Source organism: Enterococcus sp. AN402 (assembly GCF_040719405.1).
In the GTDB taxonomy this organism is placed as follows: domain Bacteria; phylum Bacillota; class Bacilli; order Lactobacillales; family Enterococcaceae; genus Enterococcus; species Enterococcus faecalis.
This window is the reverse complement of the sequence record NZ_JBFDTM010000004.1, coordinates 1771694-1793767: the sequence shown is the minus strand read 5'-3', so window position 1 is coordinate 1793767 and position 22074 is coordinate 1771694. Positions and strand designations below refer to the sequence as shown.

General features: G+C 37.4%; 21 protein-coding genes, 1 tRNA gene and 2 other annotated features. Of the genes, 14 read left to right on the top strand and 8 right to left on the bottom strand.

Annotated elements, in window-relative coordinates:
• The first annotated feature begins 56 nt into the window (after positions 1 to 56).
• The 3 genes from AB1I62_RS10185 (at position 57) to AB1I62_RS10175 (ending at position 2774) form a co-directional block, all read left to right on the top strand.
• Positions 57 to 1295, top strand: coding sequence for an aminoacyltransferase (locus AB1I62_RS10185; protein ID WP_002362084.1), 1239 nt, complete (start codon positions 57 to 59; stop codon positions 1293 to 1295).
• Between the two features lie 47 nt (positions 1296 to 1342).
• Positions 1343 to 1633 (top strand): hypothetical protein, encoded by a 291-nt coding sequence (locus AB1I62_RS10180; protein WP_002359936.1) that lies wholly within the window; start codon positions 1343 to 1345, stop codon positions 1631 to 1633.
• Between the two features lie 175 nt (positions 1634 to 1808).
• A complete protein-coding gene (locus AB1I62_RS10175) occupies positions 1809 to 2774 on the top strand; it encodes a hypothetical protein (RefSeq protein ID WP_104859415.1) in 966 nt (321 codons plus the stop codon).
• Positions 2775 to 2861: 87 nt separating this feature from the next.
• Here the strand turns inward: AB1I62_RS10175 and AB1I62_RS10170 are convergent, their stop codons facing one another.
• The 3 genes from AB1I62_RS10170 to AB1I62_RS10160 all read right to left on the bottom strand — a co-directional run bounded on the left by AB1I62_RS10170 (position 2862) and on the right by AB1I62_RS10160 (position 4975).
• A complete protein-coding gene (locus AB1I62_RS10170) occupies positions 2862 to 3041 on the bottom strand; it encodes a hypothetical protein (protein WP_002384325.1) in 180 nt (59 codons plus the stop codon).
• Between the two features lie 213 nt (positions 3042 to 3254).
• Positions 3255 to 4745: a glucosyltransferase domain-containing protein gene (locus AB1I62_RS10165; RefSeq protein WP_002396599.1), complete on the bottom strand. Its 1491-nt coding sequence runs from the start codon at positions 4743 to 4745 to the stop codon at positions 3255 to 3257.
• A gap of 157 nt (positions 4746 to 4902) precedes the next feature.
• Positions 4903 to 4975, bottom strand: a tRNA-Thr gene (locus AB1I62_RS10160).
• 263 nt (positions 4976 to 5238) lie between these two features.
• Positions 5239 to 5484: a binding site (T-box leader), on the top strand.
• Between the two features lie 459 nt (positions 5485 to 5943).
• Positions 5944 to 6194 (top strand) — a binding site (T-box leader).
• 85 nt (positions 6195 to 6279) lie between these two features.
• Between AB1I62_RS10160 and AB1I62_RS10155 the strand changes: the two genes are divergently transcribed.
• The 5 genes from AB1I62_RS10155 to AB1I62_RS10135 all read left to right on the top strand — a co-directional run bounded on the left by AB1I62_RS10155 (position 6280) and on the right by AB1I62_RS10135 (position 12017).
• A complete protein-coding gene (locus AB1I62_RS10155) occupies positions 6280 to 7350 on the top strand; it encodes a methionine ABC transporter ATP-binding protein (RefSeq protein WP_033625045.1) in 1071 nt (356 codons plus the stop codon).
• An 18-nt stretch (positions 7351 to 7368) separates the two neighbouring features.
• Positions 7369 to 8049 carry a methionine ABC transporter permease gene (locus AB1I62_RS10150; RefSeq protein WP_002359998.1) on the top strand — a complete coding sequence of 227 codons (681 nt, stop codon included), beginning with the start codon at positions 7369 to 7371 and terminating at the stop codon, positions 8047 to 8049.
• 18 nt (positions 8050 to 8067) lie between these two features.
• Entirely contained in the window at positions 8068 to 8901 is an 834-nt protein-coding gene (locus tag AB1I62_RS10145) for a MetQ/NlpA family ABC transporter substrate-binding protein (RefSeq protein ID WP_002366917.1), read from the top strand.
• A gap of 14 nt (positions 8902 to 8915) precedes the next feature.
• On the top strand, positions 8916 to 10109 hold the full coding sequence (locus AB1I62_RS10140) for an amidohydrolase (RefSeq protein WP_002364258.1): 1194 nt from the start codon (positions 8916 to 8918) through the stop codon (positions 10107 to 10109).
• Between the two features lie 369 nt (positions 10110 to 10478).
• A complete protein-coding gene (locus tag AB1I62_RS10135) occupies positions 10479 to 12017 on the top strand; it encodes an ABC-F family ATP-binding cassette domain-containing protein (RefSeq protein ID WP_002362078.1) in 1539 nt (512 codons plus the stop codon).
• Positions 12018 to 12071: 54 nt separating this feature from the next.
• On the opposite strand, the gene AB1I62_RS10130 is transcribed toward AB1I62_RS10135, so the two are convergent.
• Genes AB1I62_RS10130 through AB1I62_RS10120 form a run of 3 tightly spaced genes read right to left on the bottom strand, consistent with a single transcriptional unit; the run spans position 12072 to position 14600 of the window.
• The gene (locus AB1I62_RS10130) at positions 12072 to 12998 is read right to left on the bottom strand and encodes a metal ABC transporter substrate-binding protein (protein ID WP_002356954.1); all 927 of its coding nucleotides are present in this window, start codon (positions 12996 to 12998) and stop codon (positions 12072 to 12074) included.
• Positions 12985 to 13854: a metal ABC transporter permease gene (locus tag AB1I62_RS10125; RefSeq protein WP_002369145.1), complete on the bottom strand. Its 870-nt coding sequence runs from the start codon at positions 13852 to 13854 to the stop codon at positions 12985 to 12987. Before AB1I62_RS10125 ends, AB1I62_RS10130 begins: the two co-directional genes overlap by 14 nt.
• Entirely contained in the window at positions 13851 to 14600 is a 750-nt protein-coding gene (locus AB1I62_RS10120; protein ID WP_002360005.1) for a metal ABC transporter ATP-binding protein, read from the bottom strand. The genes AB1I62_RS10125 and AB1I62_RS10120 overlap by 4 nt, the downstream gene beginning before the upstream one ends.
• A 212-nt stretch (positions 14601 to 14812) precedes the next feature.
• Here AB1I62_RS10120 and AB1I62_RS10115 point away from each other — a divergent pair, with 212 nt between their 5' ends.
• The 4 genes from AB1I62_RS10115 to mnmA all read left to right on the top strand — a co-directional run bounded on the left by AB1I62_RS10115 (position 14813) and on the right by mnmA (position 18851).
• Positions 14813 to 15787 carry a ribose-phosphate diphosphokinase gene (locus tag AB1I62_RS10115; protein WP_002356957.1) on the top strand — a complete coding sequence of 325 codons (975 nt, stop codon included), beginning with the start codon at positions 14813 to 14815 and terminating at the stop codon, positions 15785 to 15787.
• A gap of 156 nt (positions 15788 to 15943) precedes the next feature.
• Positions 15944 to 17089, top strand: a complete 1146-nt coding sequence (locus AB1I62_RS10110; RefSeq protein ID WP_367019263.1) for a cysteine desulfurase family protein — start codon at positions 15944 to 15946, stop codon at positions 17087 to 17089.
• A 67-nt stretch (positions 17090 to 17156) separates the two neighbouring features.
• Positions 17157 to 17501: a DUF1831 domain-containing protein gene (locus AB1I62_RS10105; RefSeq protein WP_002356959.1), complete on the top strand. Its 345-nt coding sequence runs from the start codon at positions 17157 to 17159 to the stop codon at positions 17499 to 17501.
• A gap of 225 nt (positions 17502 to 17726) precedes the next feature.
• Positions 17727 to 18851 carry a tRNA 2-thiouridine(34) synthase MnmA gene (gene mnmA, locus AB1I62_RS10100; RefSeq protein WP_002362075.1) on the top strand — a complete coding sequence of 375 codons (1125 nt, stop codon included), beginning with the start codon at positions 17727 to 17729 and terminating at the stop codon, positions 18849 to 18851.
• Positions 18852 to 19030: 179 nt separating this feature from the next.
• On the opposite strand, the gene AB1I62_RS10095 is transcribed toward mnmA, so the two are convergent.
• A complete protein-coding gene (locus AB1I62_RS10095; RefSeq protein WP_156210004.1) occupies positions 19031 to 20269 on the bottom strand; it encodes a multidrug efflux MFS transporter in 1239 nt (412 codons plus the stop codon).
• Positions 20270 to 20285: 16 nt separating this feature from the next.
• Positions 20286 to 20801 carry a YbhB/YbcL family Raf kinase inhibitor-like protein gene (locus AB1I62_RS10090; RefSeq protein WP_202250953.1) on the bottom strand — a complete coding sequence of 172 codons (516 nt, stop codon included), beginning with the start codon at positions 20799 to 20801 and terminating at the stop codon, positions 20286 to 20288.
• Positions 20802 to 20933: 132 nt separating this feature from the next.
• Between AB1I62_RS10090 and AB1I62_RS10085 the strand changes: the two genes are divergently transcribed.
• Positions 20934 to 21503, top strand: coding sequence for a TetR/AcrR family transcriptional regulator (locus AB1I62_RS10085; RefSeq protein ID WP_002356965.1), 570 nt, complete (start codon positions 20934 to 20936; stop codon positions 21501 to 21503).
• A 97-nt stretch (positions 21504 to 21600) separates the two neighbouring features.
• Positions 21601 to 21966, top strand: a complete 366-nt coding sequence (locus AB1I62_RS10080) for a DUF1033 family protein (RefSeq protein ID WP_002356966.1) — start codon at positions 21601 to 21603, stop codon at positions 21964 to 21966.
• Positions 21967 to 22074: the final 108 nt, after the last annotated feature.

The window sequence follows — 22074 nt, the reverse complement described above, 5'->3', positions numbered from 1 at the left end:
GGTTAAGCTGAAAAGTGCTAATTTATTTAACAAAAAAAGATTGTGAGTTGTTTGATATGGATCAGTTTAGTACATTAACTGAACAAGAATTTACTACCTTTGCAATGACACATCCTGCAGGTAATTTTTTAGAAACACCCGAAATGAAACATTTATTGGAACGACGTGGCTGGCATTGTGAATACGTTGGCGTCAAACGAGAAGGCCAACTAATTGCTGCGTGTATCCTAAGCAAGAAAAAAGTCAAAATTGGTTATGCTTTCGACATTGACGGCGGGATTTTGATGGATTATACAGATAAAAAATGTGTAGAAGCCTTTTTCACAGGCTTAAAAAAATATGTGAAAAAAAATGATGGCCTTTATTTAACCTTTACTCCAAATAAACAAATTTGTTTACGTGATTTTAATGGCGGTGAAGTTGAAAAGGTCAATCAAGAAACATTTGACTATTTCACATCAATTGGTTTTGAACACCAAGGATTTGATGTGCACAATTTTGATGGCGCGCCACGTTGGCTGTTTGTCAAAGATATGGCTGGATTAACAGAAGAAGAGCTTTGGAAATCTTATGGAAAAGATGCTAAATATGATATCAAGAAAACATGGGAATACGGAGTAACAACCCGAGAACTTCGTTACGAAGAGCTACCTCTCTTTAAGAAATTAACGGAAGAAACAAGTGCACGGCGTAATTTTGAAGATAAGGATTTAGCTTATTACCAAGCTGTTTATGAAGAGTTTGGCGAACGAGCGAAATTTATGGTGGCGGAACTAAACTTTGCTACTTATTTAGAAAATCTTCATGAGAAATTACGCAAATTACAAGAGACGCTCAACGAAGTCAATGAAGCGTTAATTGCTAATCCTAAAAGCCGTAAAAAAAATAACCAGAAACGTGAATTTGAAGATGAAGTTCGTACCGTGCGCAAACGGATTGACGAGGCTAAAGAAATGAAAACATCAGATGAACCTGAAATTTTAGCAGGCGCCTTATTCATTGTTCATCCACAAGAAGTGGTTTACTTGTTTAGTGGTACGTATGAAAAATATAAACAATACTATGCACCGTATTTAATTCAACATAAAATGTTAACTTACACAGTAGAAAATAACATTCCCAAATATAATTTTTATGGCGTTGACGGTGTCTTTGATGGAAGTGATGGGGTTCTTAAATTCAAACAATCCTTTGGCGGTCATGTCGAAGAATTAATGGGCAATTTCCAATGGAAAGCCAAACCGATGAAATATGCCTTATATCACGCATTAAAAACAATTAAAGAAAAAGTCTAAAATTAAAACCTAATCCTTAAAAAGGAATGGCAAAGTGAGGCGTTTAAATGGAAAATCAAGTCGAGGTTATGACGTATGCACAGTTAAAAGAAATTATGCAGGCGTTAGAAGCAAACGAAGCGATTACAGAAGATACAAAGGTCTTTATTGATACAGGCTGGGATAGCGTGCAAGAAGTAGCCCCAGATGCGGTCAGTATTGAAAAAGTTGCTAAATTTACAGTAGCAGATGTTTTAACAAACGAAAGTTTTGCTGGGTATAGTTTAGAAGAAAAGGCGGAGAAGATGAACGCTGAGGGCGACCTAGAAACGGCAATTATTATTCGTAATCTTTACTAAAAAAGTCCGTTTGAATAGTTAAAATCGAGGTCGGGACAGAACCGTTTAGCTCCTAGCAACGCGTAGTGTTGGTTCTGTTCCCACCGGTTATCAGGTTTTGAGCCTGGAGCAAAAATCCAAAGTGATTTTTGTCCCAGGCTCATCTGCTTTAAATAAGAAATAAAGGAGGTTAGATATGAGTACCATTCATGAATTTCCAAAAAACTATGAACGTTTTATTGCACAAGGAGAAGAAGCACTTGTAGAACATAATCAGATCGCCGCTTTAGAAAATTTTCAACAAGCCTATCAGCTACAACAAACGCCGCCAGTAAACCAAAAAATTGTCCAATTATTGTTGGAAATGGGTGAAGCTGACGAAGCACTAGCATTGGCAGAAGCGTTCCAAGAGACTTATTTTGAGAACCTTGAAACAGCGGCAATTTATATGCAAATTTATAGTCAAAGTCGTCGCTTTATTGAAGGGTATATTTTATTGAAGCAATTACTTCAAACTAAAAAAATAACGCTAGCACAACAAAAAACGTTAGAACAGCAATTAATGCAAGTGGAAGAGGCGTATCAACAATTAGAAACGCAGCAAATTCAAGCAATTAAAAGGAACTTGTTAGTAAGCGATCAATTGCCCGTTTATCAACAATTAGCGAACATTAAAGTCAGTTTATATTTGCCTAAACCAGTATTTGTGGAAGTCGCAAAAGATTTAGTTATGAACCAAGCACTTAGTTATTTTGCTCGGGAATGGTTTATTGAAGAATTAGCACTGTTGCAATTTTCAGAACCACTGACTTTTCTTTGGTATGACAATCAGCCTCAGACAGTCTTACTAGAAGGAAAAACTGGACCGTTAAATACGCCGATCTATTCCGAAATTTGTACTGAACTTAGGAATCGTTTAGAAAATGATGATCCAATTATGCTGCAGCATTTGGAAGAAGAAATTCGGTTGCATCTTGCCTATTTGTATCCATTAGCAGAGACGGTTATTTCAGATCCAACTATCTGGGTCTTGGGTTATTTGGCAACCTACTATCCTGAATATATTGAAAAAGAATTGACTGAAGCAAAAGGCCATCAAATCGCTGCTGTTCAAAAAGTTCAACAGGCGATACGAACGGCTTTTACACAAATAATGCTTTAAAAAATGGCACGTCCTAAAAACGAGGACGTGCCATTTTTTCGGTTTCAGAAATTTGCTGAATCTGCTCTAATTGCTTTTCTTGACTGATTATTGCGGATAATAGAAAAAAGCAAGACAGAAATAAGTAAAAAGGATTCCTTGAATCAAGCAAATCACAACGAACAATGGCGTTGCTCCTGGAAAAGAATCAGAAATCCGTGTAATTAAAAATTCAACTAACCATAAAATCATTGAAAATAAAAATAATTTTTTCTGATGAGTTCTCATAGTCCGCAACAACCTTTCTGGTGATTTTCACTTCTCTATCATAACATAGAAAACGAGCTGTTTTTTCTCAAAAATTTTGTTACTTCATAAGAAAAATGGGAAATAAACAAGTTTCAGGAAGTAATAAATGTACCCGAAAAGAATACTTAATCCATCTTAATCAAACCATACAGTCACGTTTATTGCAAAAGAAGTGTTTTTGGATGGAACAAATTATTTCATAAACACAAATATTTCTTTGTTGTTTGTATAAATGTCATAAAAGTGATTACTTACTACTTTTTGATTTTTAGACATATCCGTATCGGTCAGTGGTGCCATCTCTACTCCTAAATTCGATGAAGTATTGAACCAAACGTAATTAGGGAAGTATAGACCGTCATTTGGTGGCACAATTTTTGAAAGAATTGGGTAGTTTCGACTTGTATTAGCATAAACAGTTGAATTTTTGAAAAACGTATTTAAATAAACTTTTTTTCGTTCGTTTGTTACAACATTTTTTAAATCATCTGTTAAAACAGCTGCTTGGCGATTGAATGCTTCTTTTTGATAGTTTAATGTGGAAGAATACACCAAAACAAACGATAAAATATAATAAGATAACAAGCTGGCCACAAGTAACGAAGTTAGATAAATTGCTTTCACTTGTCGATTGTTAAATAAACTTAACATGCTGATTGTAACAAAAACAGCAAATCCGTAAATATAGCGAGGCGCATCACCAGCGATATTTCTTGAATAGACAATAAAAATACCAAAACTTAAGAGAGAAGCAAGTCCTAAATATAAGATACAATAAAGGAAACTTAAGCCCAAGTTGATTTTGCTATTTGATAGATGACTAATAAAAAATAAAACAAGCAGTAGGAGCAGTAATAAGAGCCATAAACGATTACTCTGGTTCAATAGCTCTGAAAAATAATGGTAACTATTTTGATAAGCCACACTTGGAATATCGTGCAAACTTGGTAAGGCCTGACTGCCCCCAATGTTGTTTGTTGCGGAAGGTACAAATTTTAACTCGATAAGGTAGCTGACTATAGAAAGTAGATAAGCGATAGCAGCAAGTGCGACTTTTTTACAAAGAGCAATGAAATTTTCTCCAGCAAGTAACTGCTTGAAAGTAAGGAATAAGACGATAACTATATAAATTCCTGACGAGGCTTGGTAAGTATTAAACATAACAAACAGTGAAAAGGCAGAAACCAAGAAAAACGTAAAAGAATTACGCTGCCACCAATAAAAAGGAAGAAACGAACAAAAAATACTCAATGCCATATAGGGACTATCAAACCTGAAACTAAGACATTGAAGGAACCAAGGATTGAGGCCAATTAAAGTAGCTACTAAAGAGGAACCCCAGCTAATTTTTTGGTCATTGATGATATAAATAGCCAGTATGCTTGTGAGAGATAAGATAAGACCTGTTAGAATCGGTGTGGTCAAGCCCAGATCTGTCAAATGACGACTTCCTTGAACAAACCATGAGAGAAATTCACTGCCCCAACGTGCGTAAGTCGTACCAAAATCTGTCATTCCAGCGACTTGGCGAGCATTATCATCTAAGTAAGGGAAATTGATAATGCCGATGGATAAAACTGCCACTTGATAAATTAAAATGATCAATAGAAGATAGGCTTTATTTTCAATACACCAATTCTTTAAATCAAATTTTTTTGATTCTGTAGGTAATTGTTTCATCATTGTACTCCACTCCAATAATTATTTAACAATTAAAATATACCATAACGAGTGGAATGAAGAAATTGCTTTTGTTATTTTCTCATCTTGACAGAACACTAAGGGTAGGCAAAACAAAAAAATCCCAACTCTTTATTAAAGAGTTGGGATTTTACCAAAAAGCCACCTGCCGGGCTTGAACCGGCGACCCCCACCTTACCATGGTGGTGCTCTACCAACTGAGCTAAGGCGGCGTTTTCAAAGGCTAAACTAACTCGAGGATTGCAACGAAGTGAAACCCATAGAGTTCACTTTCAAAGGCTACACTGCGACGAGTAATCGTCAAAGTTCCTTTTGAAAAATCGTACAAATCTCGTGCACAAGAAATAGAATAACGTATAGACGAAAGTTTGTCAATTGCTCTTTCGTAAAAAAAGAAAAATGATTTTTTTCTAAGAAAAACTGTTGACAATCTCTTTTTTCTCTAGTAAAGTGTAAATCAACATCACAGATAACTATTCATTCGTTGAAGAGAAGAGTAAATTTTGATGACCTTCAAAAGAGAGTCCTGATTGGTGAAAAGGGACAAGGTTCAGAAAAGTTGAAGATGGCCTCTGAGAATAAATTGCTGATAAGTAAGCAATTTCGGCTAAGCACCCGTTACCATGTGCACCAAGTTAATAAAGACTTGGATAAGAGATGAGATATAAAGAATCAGTTATATTTCGAAAAAAGGTGGTACCGCGAATCATTCGCCCTTTACTAGCAAAACGCTAGTGAAGGGCTTTTTGCTGTGAATCACTACGACTGGCGCGAAGCGACAGAGTAGATGATGAACAGTACAAGATGACCGGAGGGCAGGTTGTGTCATTTGCACGAAAGTGTTCCTACGATTCTCGCCAAGGCTGTGATTCTCGTCACAGTCAAATCCTGTTGAGCACTACGACTGGCGCGAAGCGACAGAGTAGATGCTGTCTGCGATTACTCGACGCAGTATGGCCTTTGTAAGTGATGAACAGTACAAGATGACCGAAGGGCAGGTTGTGTCATTTGCACGAAAGTGTTCCTACGATTCTCGCCACAGTCAAATCCTGTTGAGCACTACGACTGATGCAAAGAGAGAGCAACTATTATCTGCGATTACTCGATGCTTGAAGGGGTAGTAACTCTAGTCTGTTTGATTTTGAAAATAAACGAAAATCAGTTTAGAATGAATAAAAATAAAAAAGCAGTGATATAGTAAGTACAAGACTTGATTTGTCTAACAGAGAGCCTAGGTAGCTGAGAATAGGTGACAAAGACGTTTTGGAAAATGGCTATTGAGCAAGCGCTCCGAGTGTTAAACACAAGGCGGCGACGGGGGCTCCCGTTATCGAGCTAGGGTATCGAACATATTGTTCCGTACTTGAAAAGGGAATTTGTGTGAGCAAATTCTGAACATGAGGTGGTAACACGCAAAAAAGCGTCCTCAACGATACAACTCGAGTTGTGTCGTTGAGGATGCTTTTTTCTTTTTTATGAAAAAATGCAGGTTGGTAAGAATGAAGGGGGATAAAGAATGATTGAACTAAAAAATATCAGTGTGACATTTCAACAAAAAAAACAAGAAATTCAGGCTGTTCAAGATGTTTCTTTGACAATTGATAAAGGGGATATCTACGGAATCGTTGGTTATTCCGGTGCTGGAAAAAGTACGTTAGTACGGGTAATTAATTTATTGCAACGACCAACAGCGGGCACCGTTATTATTAACAAAGAAAATATTTTAACTTTTTCTAAAAAGGAATTACGACAACAACGAAAAAAGATTGGAATGATTTTTCAACATTTTAATTTGATGAAAGAGCGGACCATATTTAGTAATATCGATTTTTCATTAAAATATTCTGGGCTAAGTAAAACTGAGCGGCGTCAAAAAATCAGCCATTTATTAGAGCTAGTTGGACTAAGTGAAAAACGGGACGCTTACCCCAGTCAACTATCAGGAGGGCAAAAACAGCGGGTTGCGATTGCCCGCGCTTTAGCAAATGATCCTGAAATTTTACTTTGTGATGAAGCGACGAGTGCGTTAGATCCAAAAACAACGGGACAGATTTTAGCCTTGTTAAAAAAGTTAAATCAAGAACTGAATTTGACGATTGTCTTAATCACCCATGAAATGCAAGTGGTTAAAGAAATTTGTAATAAAGTCGCGGTGATGGAAAATGGCTGCGTTGTCGAATCAAACGATATTGTTTCGATTTTTAGTCAACCCCAACAACCTTTAACCAAAGATTTTATTCGGACAGCAACTCATATTGACCAAGCATTAACCACGATTCTTGAACATCCTAAATTAGCTGATTTAGATAAAAATCAAGAATTAATTGAGTTTTCTTATGTGGGAGATCAAACGAACGAGCCATTAATTGCACAATTGTATAGCCAATATCAGGTGTATACGAATATCCTTTATGGCAATGTCGAAATTGTTCAAAATGTTCCTATTGGCCATTTAATTGTGGTGCTTTCTGGTGATGAGGCCCAGCGTCAACAAGCCCTTGCTTATTTAGCGAAACAAGGCGTGCGAACCAATGTTTTGAAAACCTATCAGCAAACGAAGCAAAAGCAGAATTTACAGGTGATTTAAAAAAGGAGTGAACTGAGAATGTATCAATTATTTGAGAAATATTTTCCGAATGTTGTCCAATTAAAACAAGAGTTTCTTCAAAGTACATGGGAAACATTATACATGGTTTTTTGGACAGCCTTGATTGCTGGTGTGTTAGGAGTCTTGTTGGGTGTCGTGCTTGTCAGTACTGGCCCCAGTGGTGTTTTGAAAAATCCACCCCTGTATAGTGTCTTAGAAAAAATTATTAATGTTTGCCGCTCTATTCCTTTCATTATTATGCTCGCACTGATTCAACCATTAACACGAATTTTGGCAGGAACGACAATTGGTACAACCGCAGCGTTAGTCCCATTAGTTATTGGCGTAATCCCGTTCTTCGCGCGCCAAATTGAAAATGCGTTATTAGAAGTGGATCCTGGCGTTATTGAAGCGGCAGAAGCCATGGGGACGAGTCCCTTAGGGATTATTTTTCGGGTTTATCTAATTGAAGGGTTACCAAGTATTATTCGTGTTTCAGCAGTGACAATTATTAATTTGATTGGATTAACAGCCATGGCAGGAGCGATTGGAGCCGGTGGTCTGGGCAACTTAGCGATTACTCGAGGCTACAATCGGTTTCAAACCGATGTGACATTTATGGCCACGTTAATTATTTTAATTATGGTATTTATCAGTCAAGCCATTAGTAATCAATTAATCAAAAAAACATCACATTAGAAAAAGGAGAACTGACAAATGAAAAAATTTAGTAAATTAATTGGACTTATTGGGGTATTAGCTTTTACGATTGCAGGTTGTGCATCGGGGTCTGCGAAGGATACTAAGACAGAAACCGTTAAACTAGGGGTTGTAGGAACAAAAAATGATGAATGGGAATCGGTCAAAGACCGTTTGAAAAAGAAAAATATTGATTTACAATTGGTAGAATTTACAGACTATACGCAACCAAACGCAGCATTAGCAGAAAAAGAAATTGATTTAAATGCCTTTCAGCATCAAATCTTTTTAGACAATTACAATAAAGAGCATGGAACGAAATTAGTATCAATTGGCAATACAGTCAATGCACCATTGGGAATTTACGCTAATAAATTGAAAGATATCACGAAAATTAAAGACGGCGGAGAAATTGCTATTCCTAATGACCCAACGAATGGTGGGCGGGCGTTAATTTTATTACAAACTGCAGGACTGATAAAAGTAGATCCTGCGAAACAGCAACTACCGACTGTCAGTGATATTACTGAAAATAAACGCCAATTGAAAATAACTGAATTAGATGCTACGCAAACAGCGCGTGCTTTACAAGATGTCGATGCTTCAGTGATTAATAGCGGCATGGCTGTCGATGCTGGGTATACACCAGATAAAGATGCTATTTTCTTAGAACCTGTAAACGAAAAAGCGAAACCTTATGTGAACATTGTCGTGGCTCGAGAAGAAGATCAAGAGAATAAACTTTATCAAAAAGTTGTAGAAGAATATCAACAAGAAGAAACGAAAAAGGTCATTGCAGAAACATCAAAAGGCGCCAATGTTCCAGCCTGGGAAACATTTGGTAAAAAATAAAGGAGGCATTTATAATGAGTACAACAACGATTCAAACAATCCAAGAAGCTATTGCTACAGAAAAGGAATGGATAATCCATTTAAGACGTCATTTTCATCAATATCCTGAAGCAAGTTTAAAAGAATATGAAACGATTAAGCGAATTAAAGAAGAACTACTAGCCTTAGCTATTCCTTTTGTAGAAGTAGGGGAAACGGGTGTTTTAGCAACCATTGAAGGAGGTCTTGGCGCTGGCAAAACGATTTTGTTACGTGCAGATATTGATGCGTTGGAATTGCCAGATGCAACAGGCGCTGCCTATGCTTCTAAAAATCCAGGACTCAATCATGCTTGTGGACACGATGGTCATGCTGCAGCATTGCTAGGTGCAGCTAAAGTGCTCAAAAAACATCAGGATACCTTTTCAGGAACGGTTAAACTGGCCTTCCAGCCAGCTGAAGAAATTGGTGCAGGCGCTCGACAATTTGTGGAAGGAAATTATTTAGAAGCAATCGACCAAGTGTTTGGGATTCATTTAGATTCCAGTGTGCCAGTCGGAAAATTAGTTGCTACCAAAGGCGCCACCAACGCCTCTTGTGATATTTTTAAAATTGAAGTCAGTGGTCAAAGTAGTCACGTCGCCCAACCACAGAATGGCCGGGATGCTGTTTTAGCAGCGGCCAGTATCGTTGTGGAATTACAAAAAATTGTAGCGCGCGAGATTGATCCTTTAGATTCTGTCGTAGTAGGAATTGGCGTTTTACAAGCAGGAACACGCTATAATATTGTAGCAAACCAGGCAACCATTGAAGGTACTGTTCGAACATTTAGTCAGGAAACGCGCCAATTTGTTTTACAACGAGTCGAAGAAATTGCCCATGAAATTGCCCAGTCTCATCGCACAGAAATTGCTGATTTTTCTGTTTATGCGGCAGCGAATCCATTAATTAATGAAGAACAAGCAACCAACCGTGCACAGCAGGTAGCCAGTGAAATTGTTGGTTTTGAAAATGTTGTGACCGATCATCCTAAAAGTTTAGGGGCGGATGATTTTGCTGATTACTTAGCGGTAATTCCTGGTATCTATGGACGGGTCGGTTCACGAAACCCTGAAAATCCTGCTACTCATTTTGGACACCATCATGAACAATTTGATATTGATGAACGTGCCTTACTTTTAGCAGCAGAGTACCACGTACGCTATGCATTAAATTATTTATCAGAATAACAGGGATAGGGAGCCGACAAAATGATTGTTTGTGGGCTCCTTTCGTTATAAACCAACGTGGCTTGCTTTCTTGTCATTCTATGGTAGAATACAAGCATAAGAAAGGTGATTCACATGTTTTTTGTTTTAACTGATAAATTAACAAGAAAAGTAGCTCCCGATAGTTTAAGAACAGATGAAGCACTGTTGTGGAGCCGAGCAATTAATTTCTTCATCGCTTGATAGGACATTTTTTGACTAGAAAAGCTAGTCTTATTTGAGTGTACGTACAAGCGGTTGTCGGGATTTCTGTCAGGATGGACGACGTGCAGACGTGGTTCTTTTTTTGTTGTCCCAAAATAATCAGTTAACAAGAAAGAAGTGACGAAAATGAGTATTTTAACTATTGAACATTTAACGCATCGGTTTGGCGAAAAGGTCTTGTATGAAGAGGCTTCATTGCAAGTGAATAAAGGGGATCATTTAGGCTTAACTGGCCAAAATGGGGTCGGCAAATCCACCTTAATTAAAATTTTAACGGGGGAAGTATTGCCAGACGAAGGAACGATTCAGTGGCAAAAAAATTGCAAGATTGGGTACTTGGATCAGCATGTTTCTGTAGAACAATCACTAACGATGGTTGATTTTTTGAAACAAGCCTTTCAAGAACTTTTTGATAAAGAAGCGAAACTGACAAAACTTTATGAAGAATACAGTCAAACGGCTTCGGAAAAACTTTTAGAACAAGCAGGCAAATTACAAACAGATTTAGATGAAAGTAATTTTTACCAAATCGACACGATTATTCAGGATTTAGCCAATGGGTTAGGACTACAAGCAATTGGTTTGGATAAAAAGTTAGGGGAGCTAAGCGGTGGTCAACGTTCAAAAGTGATTTTAGCAAAATTATTGTTAGAGGCCCCTGATGTGTTACTTTTAGATGAACCCACCAACTATTTAGATGATACACATATTCAATGGCTTGTTCGCTATCTGAATAATTTTGAAGGAAGCTTTCTATTAGTCTCCCATGATTATCAATTTTTAAATGAAGTGACGAATTGCATCGCAGACATTGAGTTTGGCAAATTAACCAAATATACTGGAAATGTAGAAAAATCTTTTGCACAAAAAGAGCAGAATAAACAAACCTATTTGAAACAGTATCAGGCCCAACAAGAAAAAATTGAAAAAATGGAAGCCTATATTCGTAAATACAAAGCTGGAAATCGAGCAACGATGGCTAAAAGTCGACAAAAACAATTGGACCGGTTGGAACGATTGACTCCGCCAGGTTCCTTGACTAAGCCAGCGATTGAATTTCCTTACCAAGGGTTAGTTGCAACGCAAGCACTAACGACCCAGAAGTTAGTTGTCGGCTATCGGGAACCTTTGTTAGAACCGTTAGATTTAATGGTTCATGTCGGTGAAAAAGTCGCATTGAAAGGCTTTAATGGGATTGGCAAATCAACATTAATTAAAACGTTGACGAAAGTGATTCCTTCATTAGATGGAGAATTTCATTATCCGCTGAATACAAAAATTGCTTATTTTACCCAAGACTTGGCGTGGCCTAATGAGCAGTTAACGCCGCTAGACTATTTATCAGATCGTTTTCCAGATACAACGATTAAAGAGCGAAGAAGTCATTTGGCTAGGGCAGGTTTACCAGATAAGTTAGCAATGCAGTCGCTAGCCCTGTTAAGTGGTGGTGAGCAAACAAAAGTAAAACTAGCGGAACTAATGATGCAAACTAGTAATTTGTTATTTTTAGATGAGCCAACCAATCATATTGATGAAGCGGCCAAAAAAAGTTTACAAGAAGCAATTCACGTTTACCCAGGAACGGTTTTTCTGGTTTCCCATGAAGCAGATTTTTATGAGGAAATTGTGGATCGAGTAATTGATATTGAGGAATTAGTTAAATAAAGAAGAAAGAACCAAGTTGAGGGGGAGTCAACTTGGTTCTTTCTTCTTTATTATTTATTTACTCATTAAGCCATCATGGATTTTTGTTAAATTCCAGTTCATCATGCTGTAGTACGTATCGCCTTCTGTTCCTTCTTTGGCTAGAGAGTCTGTGAAAAGTGTATCGTAAATTGGTCGTTTCACTTCTTTTGAGACCCGTTCCATACTACGTTTATCAACACTGGTTTCAACAAATAACACAGGTGCTTTTGATTTCTTAATGGTATCAATAATCGTGGTCATTTGTTCAGGTGTTCCTTGACTTTCTGTGTTAATTTCCCAAATATAAGCGGCATTTAAATCATAAGCTTTGGAGAAATATTTAAAGGCACCTTCACTTGTAACTAATAATTTTTTATCATCAGGAATATCAGCAAATTTAGCTTTGGCTTCCTCATGTAGTTTGCTAAGTTTTTCGGTATAATTTTTCGCGTTTTCTGTATAGAAATCTTTATTTTTTGGATCTTTTTCTACTAACACGTCACGAATGTTTTCTACATATTTAATGCCATTTTCAATGTCTAACCAAGCATGCGGATCTTCTGTTTGTTCTTGACCTGCACTTGTTAAATATTGTGGCGTAACATTTTTGCTTGTAGAAAAGTAATCTTTATTCTCAACTTTTTTGGCCGTTTTCATTAATTTGTTAAACCAGCCATTTCCGCCTGTTTCTAAGTTCAAGCCGTTAAAGAATAAAATGTCCGCTTCAGAAGCTTTCGCAATGTCTTCTGGTAACGGTTCATATTCGTGAGGGTCTGTCCCAATTGGCACAATACTATGCAGCTCAATTTTGTCTTGCCCAACATTTTTCACTAAATCAGATAGGATCGAGTTCGTTGTCACAATTGCTAATTTTTCTTTCTTTTCAGCGGCTTGATTCCCGCAAGCAGCTAACGTTAACCCTGCTAAAAGTGTTAAAAAAAATAAACTAAATTTTTTCATTCGTTGATTCCTCCATTTCTTTCTCACGGTTTACAAATACTAGGCCTTTCTTTGGTGAGAAAAAGAAAGCCAATAAAAAGAATAAGGCGGCGGTTAAAACAATCGTCGCACCAGAAGCTAAGTTATAAGAATAACTGAAGAATAGGCCAATCACTGAACTTAAAATCCCAAAAGTAGAGGCTAAGCCAATCATTGTCGGTAAGTGATTTGTTAATAGATAAGCTGTTGCCGCTGGTGTAATCAGCATGGCAATGACTAAAATAGTTCCGACGGTTTGCAAAGAAGAAACAGCGACTAGTGTTAGTAAAAACATCAATGCATAGTGGAAAAATTGAATATTTAAACCATAGGCCTGAGCCATTGTGGGATCAAAAGAAGTGAGTTGCAACTCTTTATAAAACAATGCCACAAAAATCAAAACAATCACGCCGACGACACAAGTAATTAAAATATCGGTATCTGCGACCGCTAATACATTTCCAAACAGAATATGATATAAATCGGTGGAACTTTTTGCAAAAGAGATAAAAATAATCCCTAAAGCAAAAAAAGAACTAAAGACAACACCAATGGCAGTATCATTTTTTAGTGGACTTTTTTGGGTAATAAAGCCGATCGATAATGCAGCTAGTAAGCCAAAAATAGAAGCGCCAAAAATATAATTGAAACCAAACATATAAGAAACAGCGACTCCTGGTAAAACGGCATGGGAAATCGCATCACCCATCAAAGACATCCCACGTAAAATAATGAATGAACCAATTACCCCTGAAATGAGTCCGACAATTACAGACGTCAAAAGGGCATTTTGTAAAAATTGATAACGGAATAAACCATCAATAAATGCAGCAATCATTTTGCAACCCCCTGTATTAATAAATCACCTAACAAATCACCGTATGCTTCTTGGAGCGTTTCTGCAGTAAATGTTTGTTCAACAGGACCCGCAGCAATTAGCCGGTTTTTCAAAACGATTAATTCATCAAAATAGTGGGACACTTTGTGCAAATCATGGTGAACAATGATAATCATTTTACCTTGATTTTTTAATGATTTGAGAATATCCATAATCACTTTTTCACTAGACATATCAATGCCGACGAAAGGTTCATCTAAAAAAATCACCTCAGCACCTTGGGCCAAAACACGGGCGATAAACACACGTTGTAATTGGCCACCAGAAAGTTCGCCAATCTGGCGTTGCGCATAGTCTTCTAATTGCACCATTTTTAATGCAGCCATGGCTGCTTGCTTTTCTTTCTTTCCTGGGCGTTTTAATAGTCCCAAGTTTGGATAGGTTCCTAGCAAGACCGTTTCAAAAACGCTAATTGGGAAACTAAGATCCAAGGCGCTACGTTGTTCTACATAGGCAATGGTTGTTTTTTGTTGGTCAATCGCTTGATTATTTAACAAAACATCACGTTCCTTTGTTTTAATCAAGCCTAATAACCCTTTAATAAATGTTGACTTTCCAGCACCATTTGGTCCGATAATTCCAGTAATTTTACCGGAGGGAATAGTAACGTGGATATTATTTAAAGCGGTCCGTCCTTGATATTGAACGGTTAACGCTTGAACAGCTAAGTTAAAGCTTTTTCTCATGAAATTCCTCCTTTTTAGGTTTGCCTTAAAATCAGTATAAGGGATAGTTTAAGAAAATGCAAATAATTTTTAGGTGCACCTAAATACAAGCGCTTTTTTCACAAAGAAAACCGTTTCTTTCAATAAATTAAGGAGGATCCCATGATTTTTATGACAAAAAATGGTAGAATATGAATGAAAACGACTATTATTTTATATTGACGGAGGATATCATGACCGAAAACTATCAAGATGACACCTTACGCATCTTCAGTTTAAATGCAAATCGACCACTTGCTGAAAAAATCGCAGCATCAGTAGGAACAGAATTAGGAAAAAGCACCGTGCGCCAATTTAGTGATGGCGAAATTCAAATTAATATTGAAGAAAGTATTCGTGGCGATCATGTCTACATCATCCAAGCAACGAATGCTCCTGTAAATGATCATTTGATGGAATTGCTTATTTTAATTGATGCATTAAAACGTGCTAGCGCAAAAACAATTAATGTTATTTTGCCTTACTATGGTTATGCTCGCCAAGACCGCACAGCGAAACCAAGAGAACCCATTACTGCGAAATTAGTTGCTAATATGTTGGTAGAGGCAGGCGCAACACGTTTGTTGACATTAGACTTGCATACTGTTCAAGTCCAAGGATTTTTTGATATCCCAGTAGATAATTTATTTACAATGCCTTTGTTTGCTCATTATTATCGTCAACAAGCATTAGTAGGGGAAGAAATTGTGATTGTTTCGCCTAAAAACAGTGGCGTTCAACGCGCACGTAGTTTATCGGAGTACTTAGATGCGACCTTAGCAATTGTCGACCATGAAGAGATTGATGGGGTGCGCCAAGAAGGTTACGTTATTGGGAATGTCGCTGGGAAAAAATGTATTCTTGTTGATGACATTTTGAATACTGGTCAAACGTTAGCCACAGCGGCGGAAGTTTTAATGAAAAATGGTGCGCAAGAAGTGTATGCTTGCGCCTCGCATGGTTTGTTATCAGAAGGCGCAAAAGCAACCTTAGAAAATGCGCCAATTAAGGAAATTAGTATTACTGACTCTGTTTATACGACAACAGACCGCCAACCAGCAACCTTGAATATTATTTCTTGCGCTGAGTTAATGGGGGAAGCGTTACTTCGTATTCATGAAAATAAACCAATGAGTCCATTATTCCGTTTAGAACCAAAAGGAGAATAAGTGATTCCTTAAACTAGAAATAGGTCTAACAACTTTAATAGTGTTGGGCCTATTTTACTTATCTCTTTTATAAATAGAAGAGAAAGTATTCTGATTTTGTGTTTTAAGCTTTTTATGCTAGAATAACGCCAGAACATAAGGAAAGGGACGAGTCATTTGGAACCCATTTATTTAGATCATGCGGCAACAACACCGCTTCATCCAACAGTCATTCAAGCGATGACTGAAAATATGCAAACGACTTTTGGCAATCCATCAAGTATTCATCAGTTTGGACGAAAGGCACACGGTCTTCTGGAAGAAGTGCGTCAAACGATTGCCGAGAGCTTACAAGCCAAACCCCACGAAATTATTTTTAATAGTGGTGGCACAGAAGGGGATAACACAGCCATCTTGGCAGTTGCTTTTTCTCGTCAAAAGGAAGGAAAACATATTATTACTACGGCAATTGAACATCCCGCTGTGTTACGAACGATGGAATACTTAGAAACGTTAGGCTTTGAAGTGACTTACTTACCTGTGAATGAAAATGGTCAGATTTCAATGGATCAATTCAAAAAGTCTTTACGCGAAGAAACGATCTTGGTTTCAATGATGTATGGCAATAATGAAATTGGAAATCGATTACCAATTGCTGAAGTTGGTGCAATTCTTAAAAATCATTCGGCGATTTTTCATACAGATGCCGTCCAAGCTTATGGAAGTGAAGTCATTTTACCTCATGAATTAGGGATCGACTTATTAAGTATTTCCGCTCATAAAATCAATGGTCCAAAAGGCGTAGGTTTTTTATTTAAAAGCGATGCAATCCAATTACCACCTCTTTTACATGGTGGGGAACAAGAAGAAAAACGACGTGCGGGCACGGAAAACTTAGCTGGAATTATTGGCATGGGTACTGCCTTTTCATTACTAACTTCTGCAGAAAAGCAAGCAAGAAAAACAGCCTATCAAAGTTTTCAAACGATTATTTTAAAAGCGTTAGAAGAAGCCAATATTGATTTTTCAATTAATGGTGAACCAACCAATCGTTTAGCGCATGTCTTAAATCTTCATTTAAAAGGAATTCCCAGTGATTTGCTCTTAATGCATTTGGACTTAAGAGGTATTGCGATTTCAACAGGCTCGGCTTGTACAGCGGGAACTGTGGATCCTTCGCACGTGTTGACAGCGATGTATGGAGAAAATTCCTCAGCTATTAAAGAATCAATCCGGATTAGTTTTGGCTACGGGAACACACCAGAAGAAATTGCGACTTTTTCTGAAGTACTAGTTGCAGTGATTCAACAATTGAAAAAATAATCTGATTGCGGCAGCTACAGGTTTTCGCTATAATGAAGATAACAATGAAAATAACGAGGTGGAACCCATGGCATTTACAACAACGGCTGCTGTTGAAGGCTCAACAGTTTTTTACAAAGTACATCCTAGTGCAAAACGCTATACATTAAAAGATAACGGCTTTACTGAAACAAAATCAGGGAACTTTCAATTGATTCGTTCCTTAGATCCAACGCCTCAGAGAAATGAAGGCTTCAAATTAAAAATTACGATCACTGCTGATCTAAAAGAGTTGAAAATGTCCATTACAACGGCAAATGGTTTAAAACCAATGAATATTTTCAAGAATGAACAACATGAAATGAGTAAAGAAAAATACTTTTTCTTAATGGATGGCTTAATTAGTCGTGGTGTATTAGAGAAAGTAGAATAATTTAGAGAAACCTGAAGAAACAAGTGAAAGTAGCTTGTTCCTTCAGGTTTTCTGTTTCTTTGAAAGCAACAGCTTGTTCGCTGTGTCTTTGTTCCCAGTATTTTCTCATTATACGCCCAGCTTGCTTTACTTATTTCAAAAAAATAGTATAATGAAAAGCACTGAAAAGTTACGACCTTCAAATCGTGGATGATTTCAGAATCTAATTGAAATGATGGTGATAAAATGGCAGATAACAGCAAAACGCGTGTCGTGGTAGGCATGAGTGGCGGTGTCGATTCATCTGTCACAGCGTTGCTTTTAAAAGAGCAAGGCTATGATGTAATTGGGATCTTTATGAAAAATTGGGATGATACAGACGAAAATGGTGTCTGTACCGCAACTGAGGACTATAAAGATGTCGCAAAAGTAGCGGATCAAATTGGGATTCCGTATTATTCGGTCAATTTTGAAAAAGAATATTGGGACCGTGTGTTTGAATATTTTTTAGCAGAATATCGGTTAGGACGGACACCAAATCCAGATGTCATGTGTAATAAAGAAATTAAATTTAAAGCATTCCTAGATTATGCTATGCAACTAGGCGCTGACTATGTTGCAACTGGCCACTATGCACAAGTAGAAACGGATGAAAATGGCGTAGTGCATATGTTACGTGGAATTGACAATAATAAAGACCAAACTTATTTTTTAAGCCAATTATCACAAGCCCAATTGGCAAAAACAATGTTTCCATTGGGTGGCATGGAAAAATCAGAAGTTCGTGCAATTGCTGAACGTGCTGGATTAGCCACAGCCAAGAAAAAAGACTCAACGGGCGTTTGTTTTATTGGTGAAAAGAATTTCAAAGAATTTTTGAGTAATTATTTACCAGCTAAAAAAGGCAACATGGTGACAGAAGATGGCGAAATCAAAGGACAACATGATGGTCTGATGTATTATACTATCGGTCAACGCCAAGGCTTAGGAATTGGTGGCGGCGGTAAAACACAAGAACCATGGTTTGTGATTGGGAAAGATTTAACTACCAATACATTATATGTGGGACAAGGATTTCACCATGAAAAACTATATGCAACACATTTAGAAGCTAGTGAGGTTCATTTTACTGTTGATACGCCAATGCCAAAAGAGTTTGACTGTACGGCTAAATTCCGTTATCGTCAAGCAGATATCCCAGTGCATGTTTCCTTATCTGAAGATGGCACAAAAGCAACCGTTACGTTTAAGGAACCAGCGCGCGCAGTCACTCCAGGTCAAGCTGTTGTTTTTTATGATGGGATGGAATGCTTAGGGGGCGGCTTAATTGATCGCGCCTACCAAGATGAAAAAGAACTACAATACGTCTAAAAAGTTTCACGAGTTGTGAAACAAAAAGCGCAGAGTTAACCAAAAGAAAAGCGGATATGCTGGTCATAAAACCAGTAAATATCCGCTTTTCTTTTTTGTTTTATATGCCTATTTTTTTAAAAATAAGAAAAAGAGAAAAATTAAAAATTCAAATTGTGGATAACTTTTCTGTGTATAACTTAGTCATCATTTTTCTCTTTTTTTAATTCGGCGGTGCTTCGACGAACCCATAGAAGGTTAAGGAGAACCAGACAAGAAGTGGAAATAAAGACCCCACGATAACCGAAAGCGGCAGATACGCTTGAACCAATCATAGGACCAATCACATTTCCTGTCGCTTGGAAAGATTGATTGTAACTGAAAATACGACCTGCAGCGTCACTTGGGGAATAACGAGTGATCAATGTTTGAACAGCTGGTAGTAAACAGGCATCGGAAATCCCAACTAAGAAACGAAGCATAGCAAGCTGCCAGACATTTTGAACAAAGGCCATTGGTAGGTAAACGAAAATGGCTAAAATTAAGCCAATTGTCAAGATGCGTTCACTGCCAATACGATCGCCTAACCGGCCGAAACGAGGGGCGGCTATTAACGTTGCAATCCCTGGAATAGAAGCAATGACTCCGCTAATTAAGGTGACATTTCCGTGACCACCCAACAATTGTTGAATATATAAACTGATGATGGGACTAATTGAATTATTGGAAGCTTGAATGATTAATGTCGTAATAAACATTCCAAGAATCACGTGGGGATGTTCTAGTTTTTTTAAAATTTGTTTCCCAGATGCAGCTTGATTTTTTTCAATTGGCACAAACTCTTCATGGACAAAGACGAGACTCAAAACAAAAACGAGTAATAAAATCGTGCCAGTAATGAAAAAGGTTGGCCGATAACCGAAAATAGAAGCAGTGACACCGCCCAAAAGAGGACCTAGCAATGTGCCGGTAACAGAACCAGTGGCTAAAGTACCAAGCACTTGACCGCTTTTTTCCTTAGGTGTGCCTGTAGCAACTAACGCAGTCGCATTACTGATATAACCAGAAAAAACACCTTGTAATAAGCGCAAGCCAATCAATTGATAAACACTTGTGACTGCGCCCATTAAACTAATGACGATAGCCATCCCTAATGAAGCACGTAATAACATTAACTTGCGTCCTTTTCGGTCGGCTAAACGGCCCCACCAAGGTGAAACAATGGTTGTGACTAAAAAAGTGGAAGAGAACGTGATTCCGCTCCAAAAATTCAATTGTTGGTGGGTAAAAGTACCTAATGTGTTGATATAAAGAGGCATAAATGGCATCACTAAGCTAAAGCCAATACCAGCCATAAATGTGCCAAACCATAAAACGAGCAGATTTTTTTCCCAAGGTTGTCTTGGACGGAAAAGTTTACTTTTAATTAATTCATACATTCTATTTCCTCACTTTCTAGTAAAGAAATTCAAATTTGGCTTTGGCGAGTCGTTGATCATTCAATGCTTGATGCAATTCATTCGCAAAAAAGCCTTCTTTTAAATTTAGTGGATTTTTTGCAGCGTACACATATAACGTATAGGTGTGCACACCAGAGCGAGGGCTTAACCCCAGATAACGTTCGGTTAACTCAGGTAACGTTTCAGTGGCAAGCGCAGGAATCATCTGTTTCCTCAAAGGAGAAGCAAGACTATTTTTTCCTTGAATGGTAGGCTTGAGTGCTGTTCGACTAAAGTCTTCAGGAATCTCATTGGTTACAGGAACATTGGCAGCTAACCAATGAATAAAAGGGAAACCGATTAGAGGAATCGTGTCATAATCAATTAATTCCCAGGATAAATAACGGGCTTCTTTAGGAATGGCCGCTAAAGAAATAGGAAAAGATAAAATAGGACGTTCGTGTAATAAAAATTCTGCACTGGTTCGTTTGCCATAACGATCGGCCAAATGAGAACGGTTGGTAATATGCATGCCAAACAGCCTTCTTTCAAAAATGATGTTTACAAATTATTATTATAAACTATAATTTATAGTTTAAAAAGAGTCAATAGATATGATAAACTAATAATTGTCCAAAATTTAAGAATTGGAGGCGTCAGAAAGATGGCAAAAAAACGGAATTTAACGAAAGCCAAAATCCTTGAAAGTGCCCGCAACCTAGCGGAAGAATTGGGCGTTCAACAATTAACCTTTCAAAATTTAGCCGTTGATTTAGGCATCAAGTATCCTTCACTCTATAATCACTTTAAAAATATTGCTGAAGTAAAAAATGCTCTAGTGGACTTGTTAATTCAAGAATTAAATGATGCATTGCGAAGAGCCTTAGTGGGTAAGAGTGGCGCAGAAGCAATTCGGATATATGCTGAAACGTACCAACAATTTGCTTTTGAAAATTCTGCAGTCTATGAATTACTTATCAGTGTGCCGAAAACGCAAAACCAACAATTAATTGAAGGCATCCATGAAACCAATCAAATTATCTTACAACTTTTAGCTTTTTATCCATTTAATAATGAAGAACGACTGCATAAAAGTCGAGAATTACGTAGCTTAATCCATGGTTATATTACCTTACGTTTTTTAGGTTATTTTCAACGCGAAGAAGCCACGCCGGAAGAAAGTTATCGTCGCATGATTGAAGATTTTATTGCTTCTTTAGAAGTAGCAGGATAAAATAAATTTCAAAAATTTCTCAGTCCGAAACCAAATCCTTGCAACTTTTTCAGAAAGTGACTATGATACCTACAGTAGCAAAAAAAGGAGCGGTTCAATGTATCAAGTAATTACAATGTATGGCGACAATGAACCTTGGTGGTTTTTTGATGATTGGCAAGAGGACATTGTTCAAGAAAAAACCTTCGATAACTTGACCGATGCAGAGACATATTATGTGGAAGTTTGGCAAAAACTTTCTCAGAATTATACATACGTCAACACAAAGCCTAATTATTTAACGGCTTTCTGGAATGATGGGGAAGAACGCTGGTGTGAAGAATGCGATGAAGATTTACAACAATACTTCGGTTTAGCATTACTAGAAAATCATCATGCGGTTACTTTTGAAAATAAAGCTGAGTTTACCACAATATCCAATCATTTTGGCAAAACAAAATTCTGCAAACGGAAAGTTATTTGAAACGCATGAGTTTAAAGAAAAACCTCAGGGAATTTTCTTTAAACTCTTTTTCTATTCTCGGAATTTAGAGAAAATCGAGCTAATATTTGGTATAATACGAAAAGATAG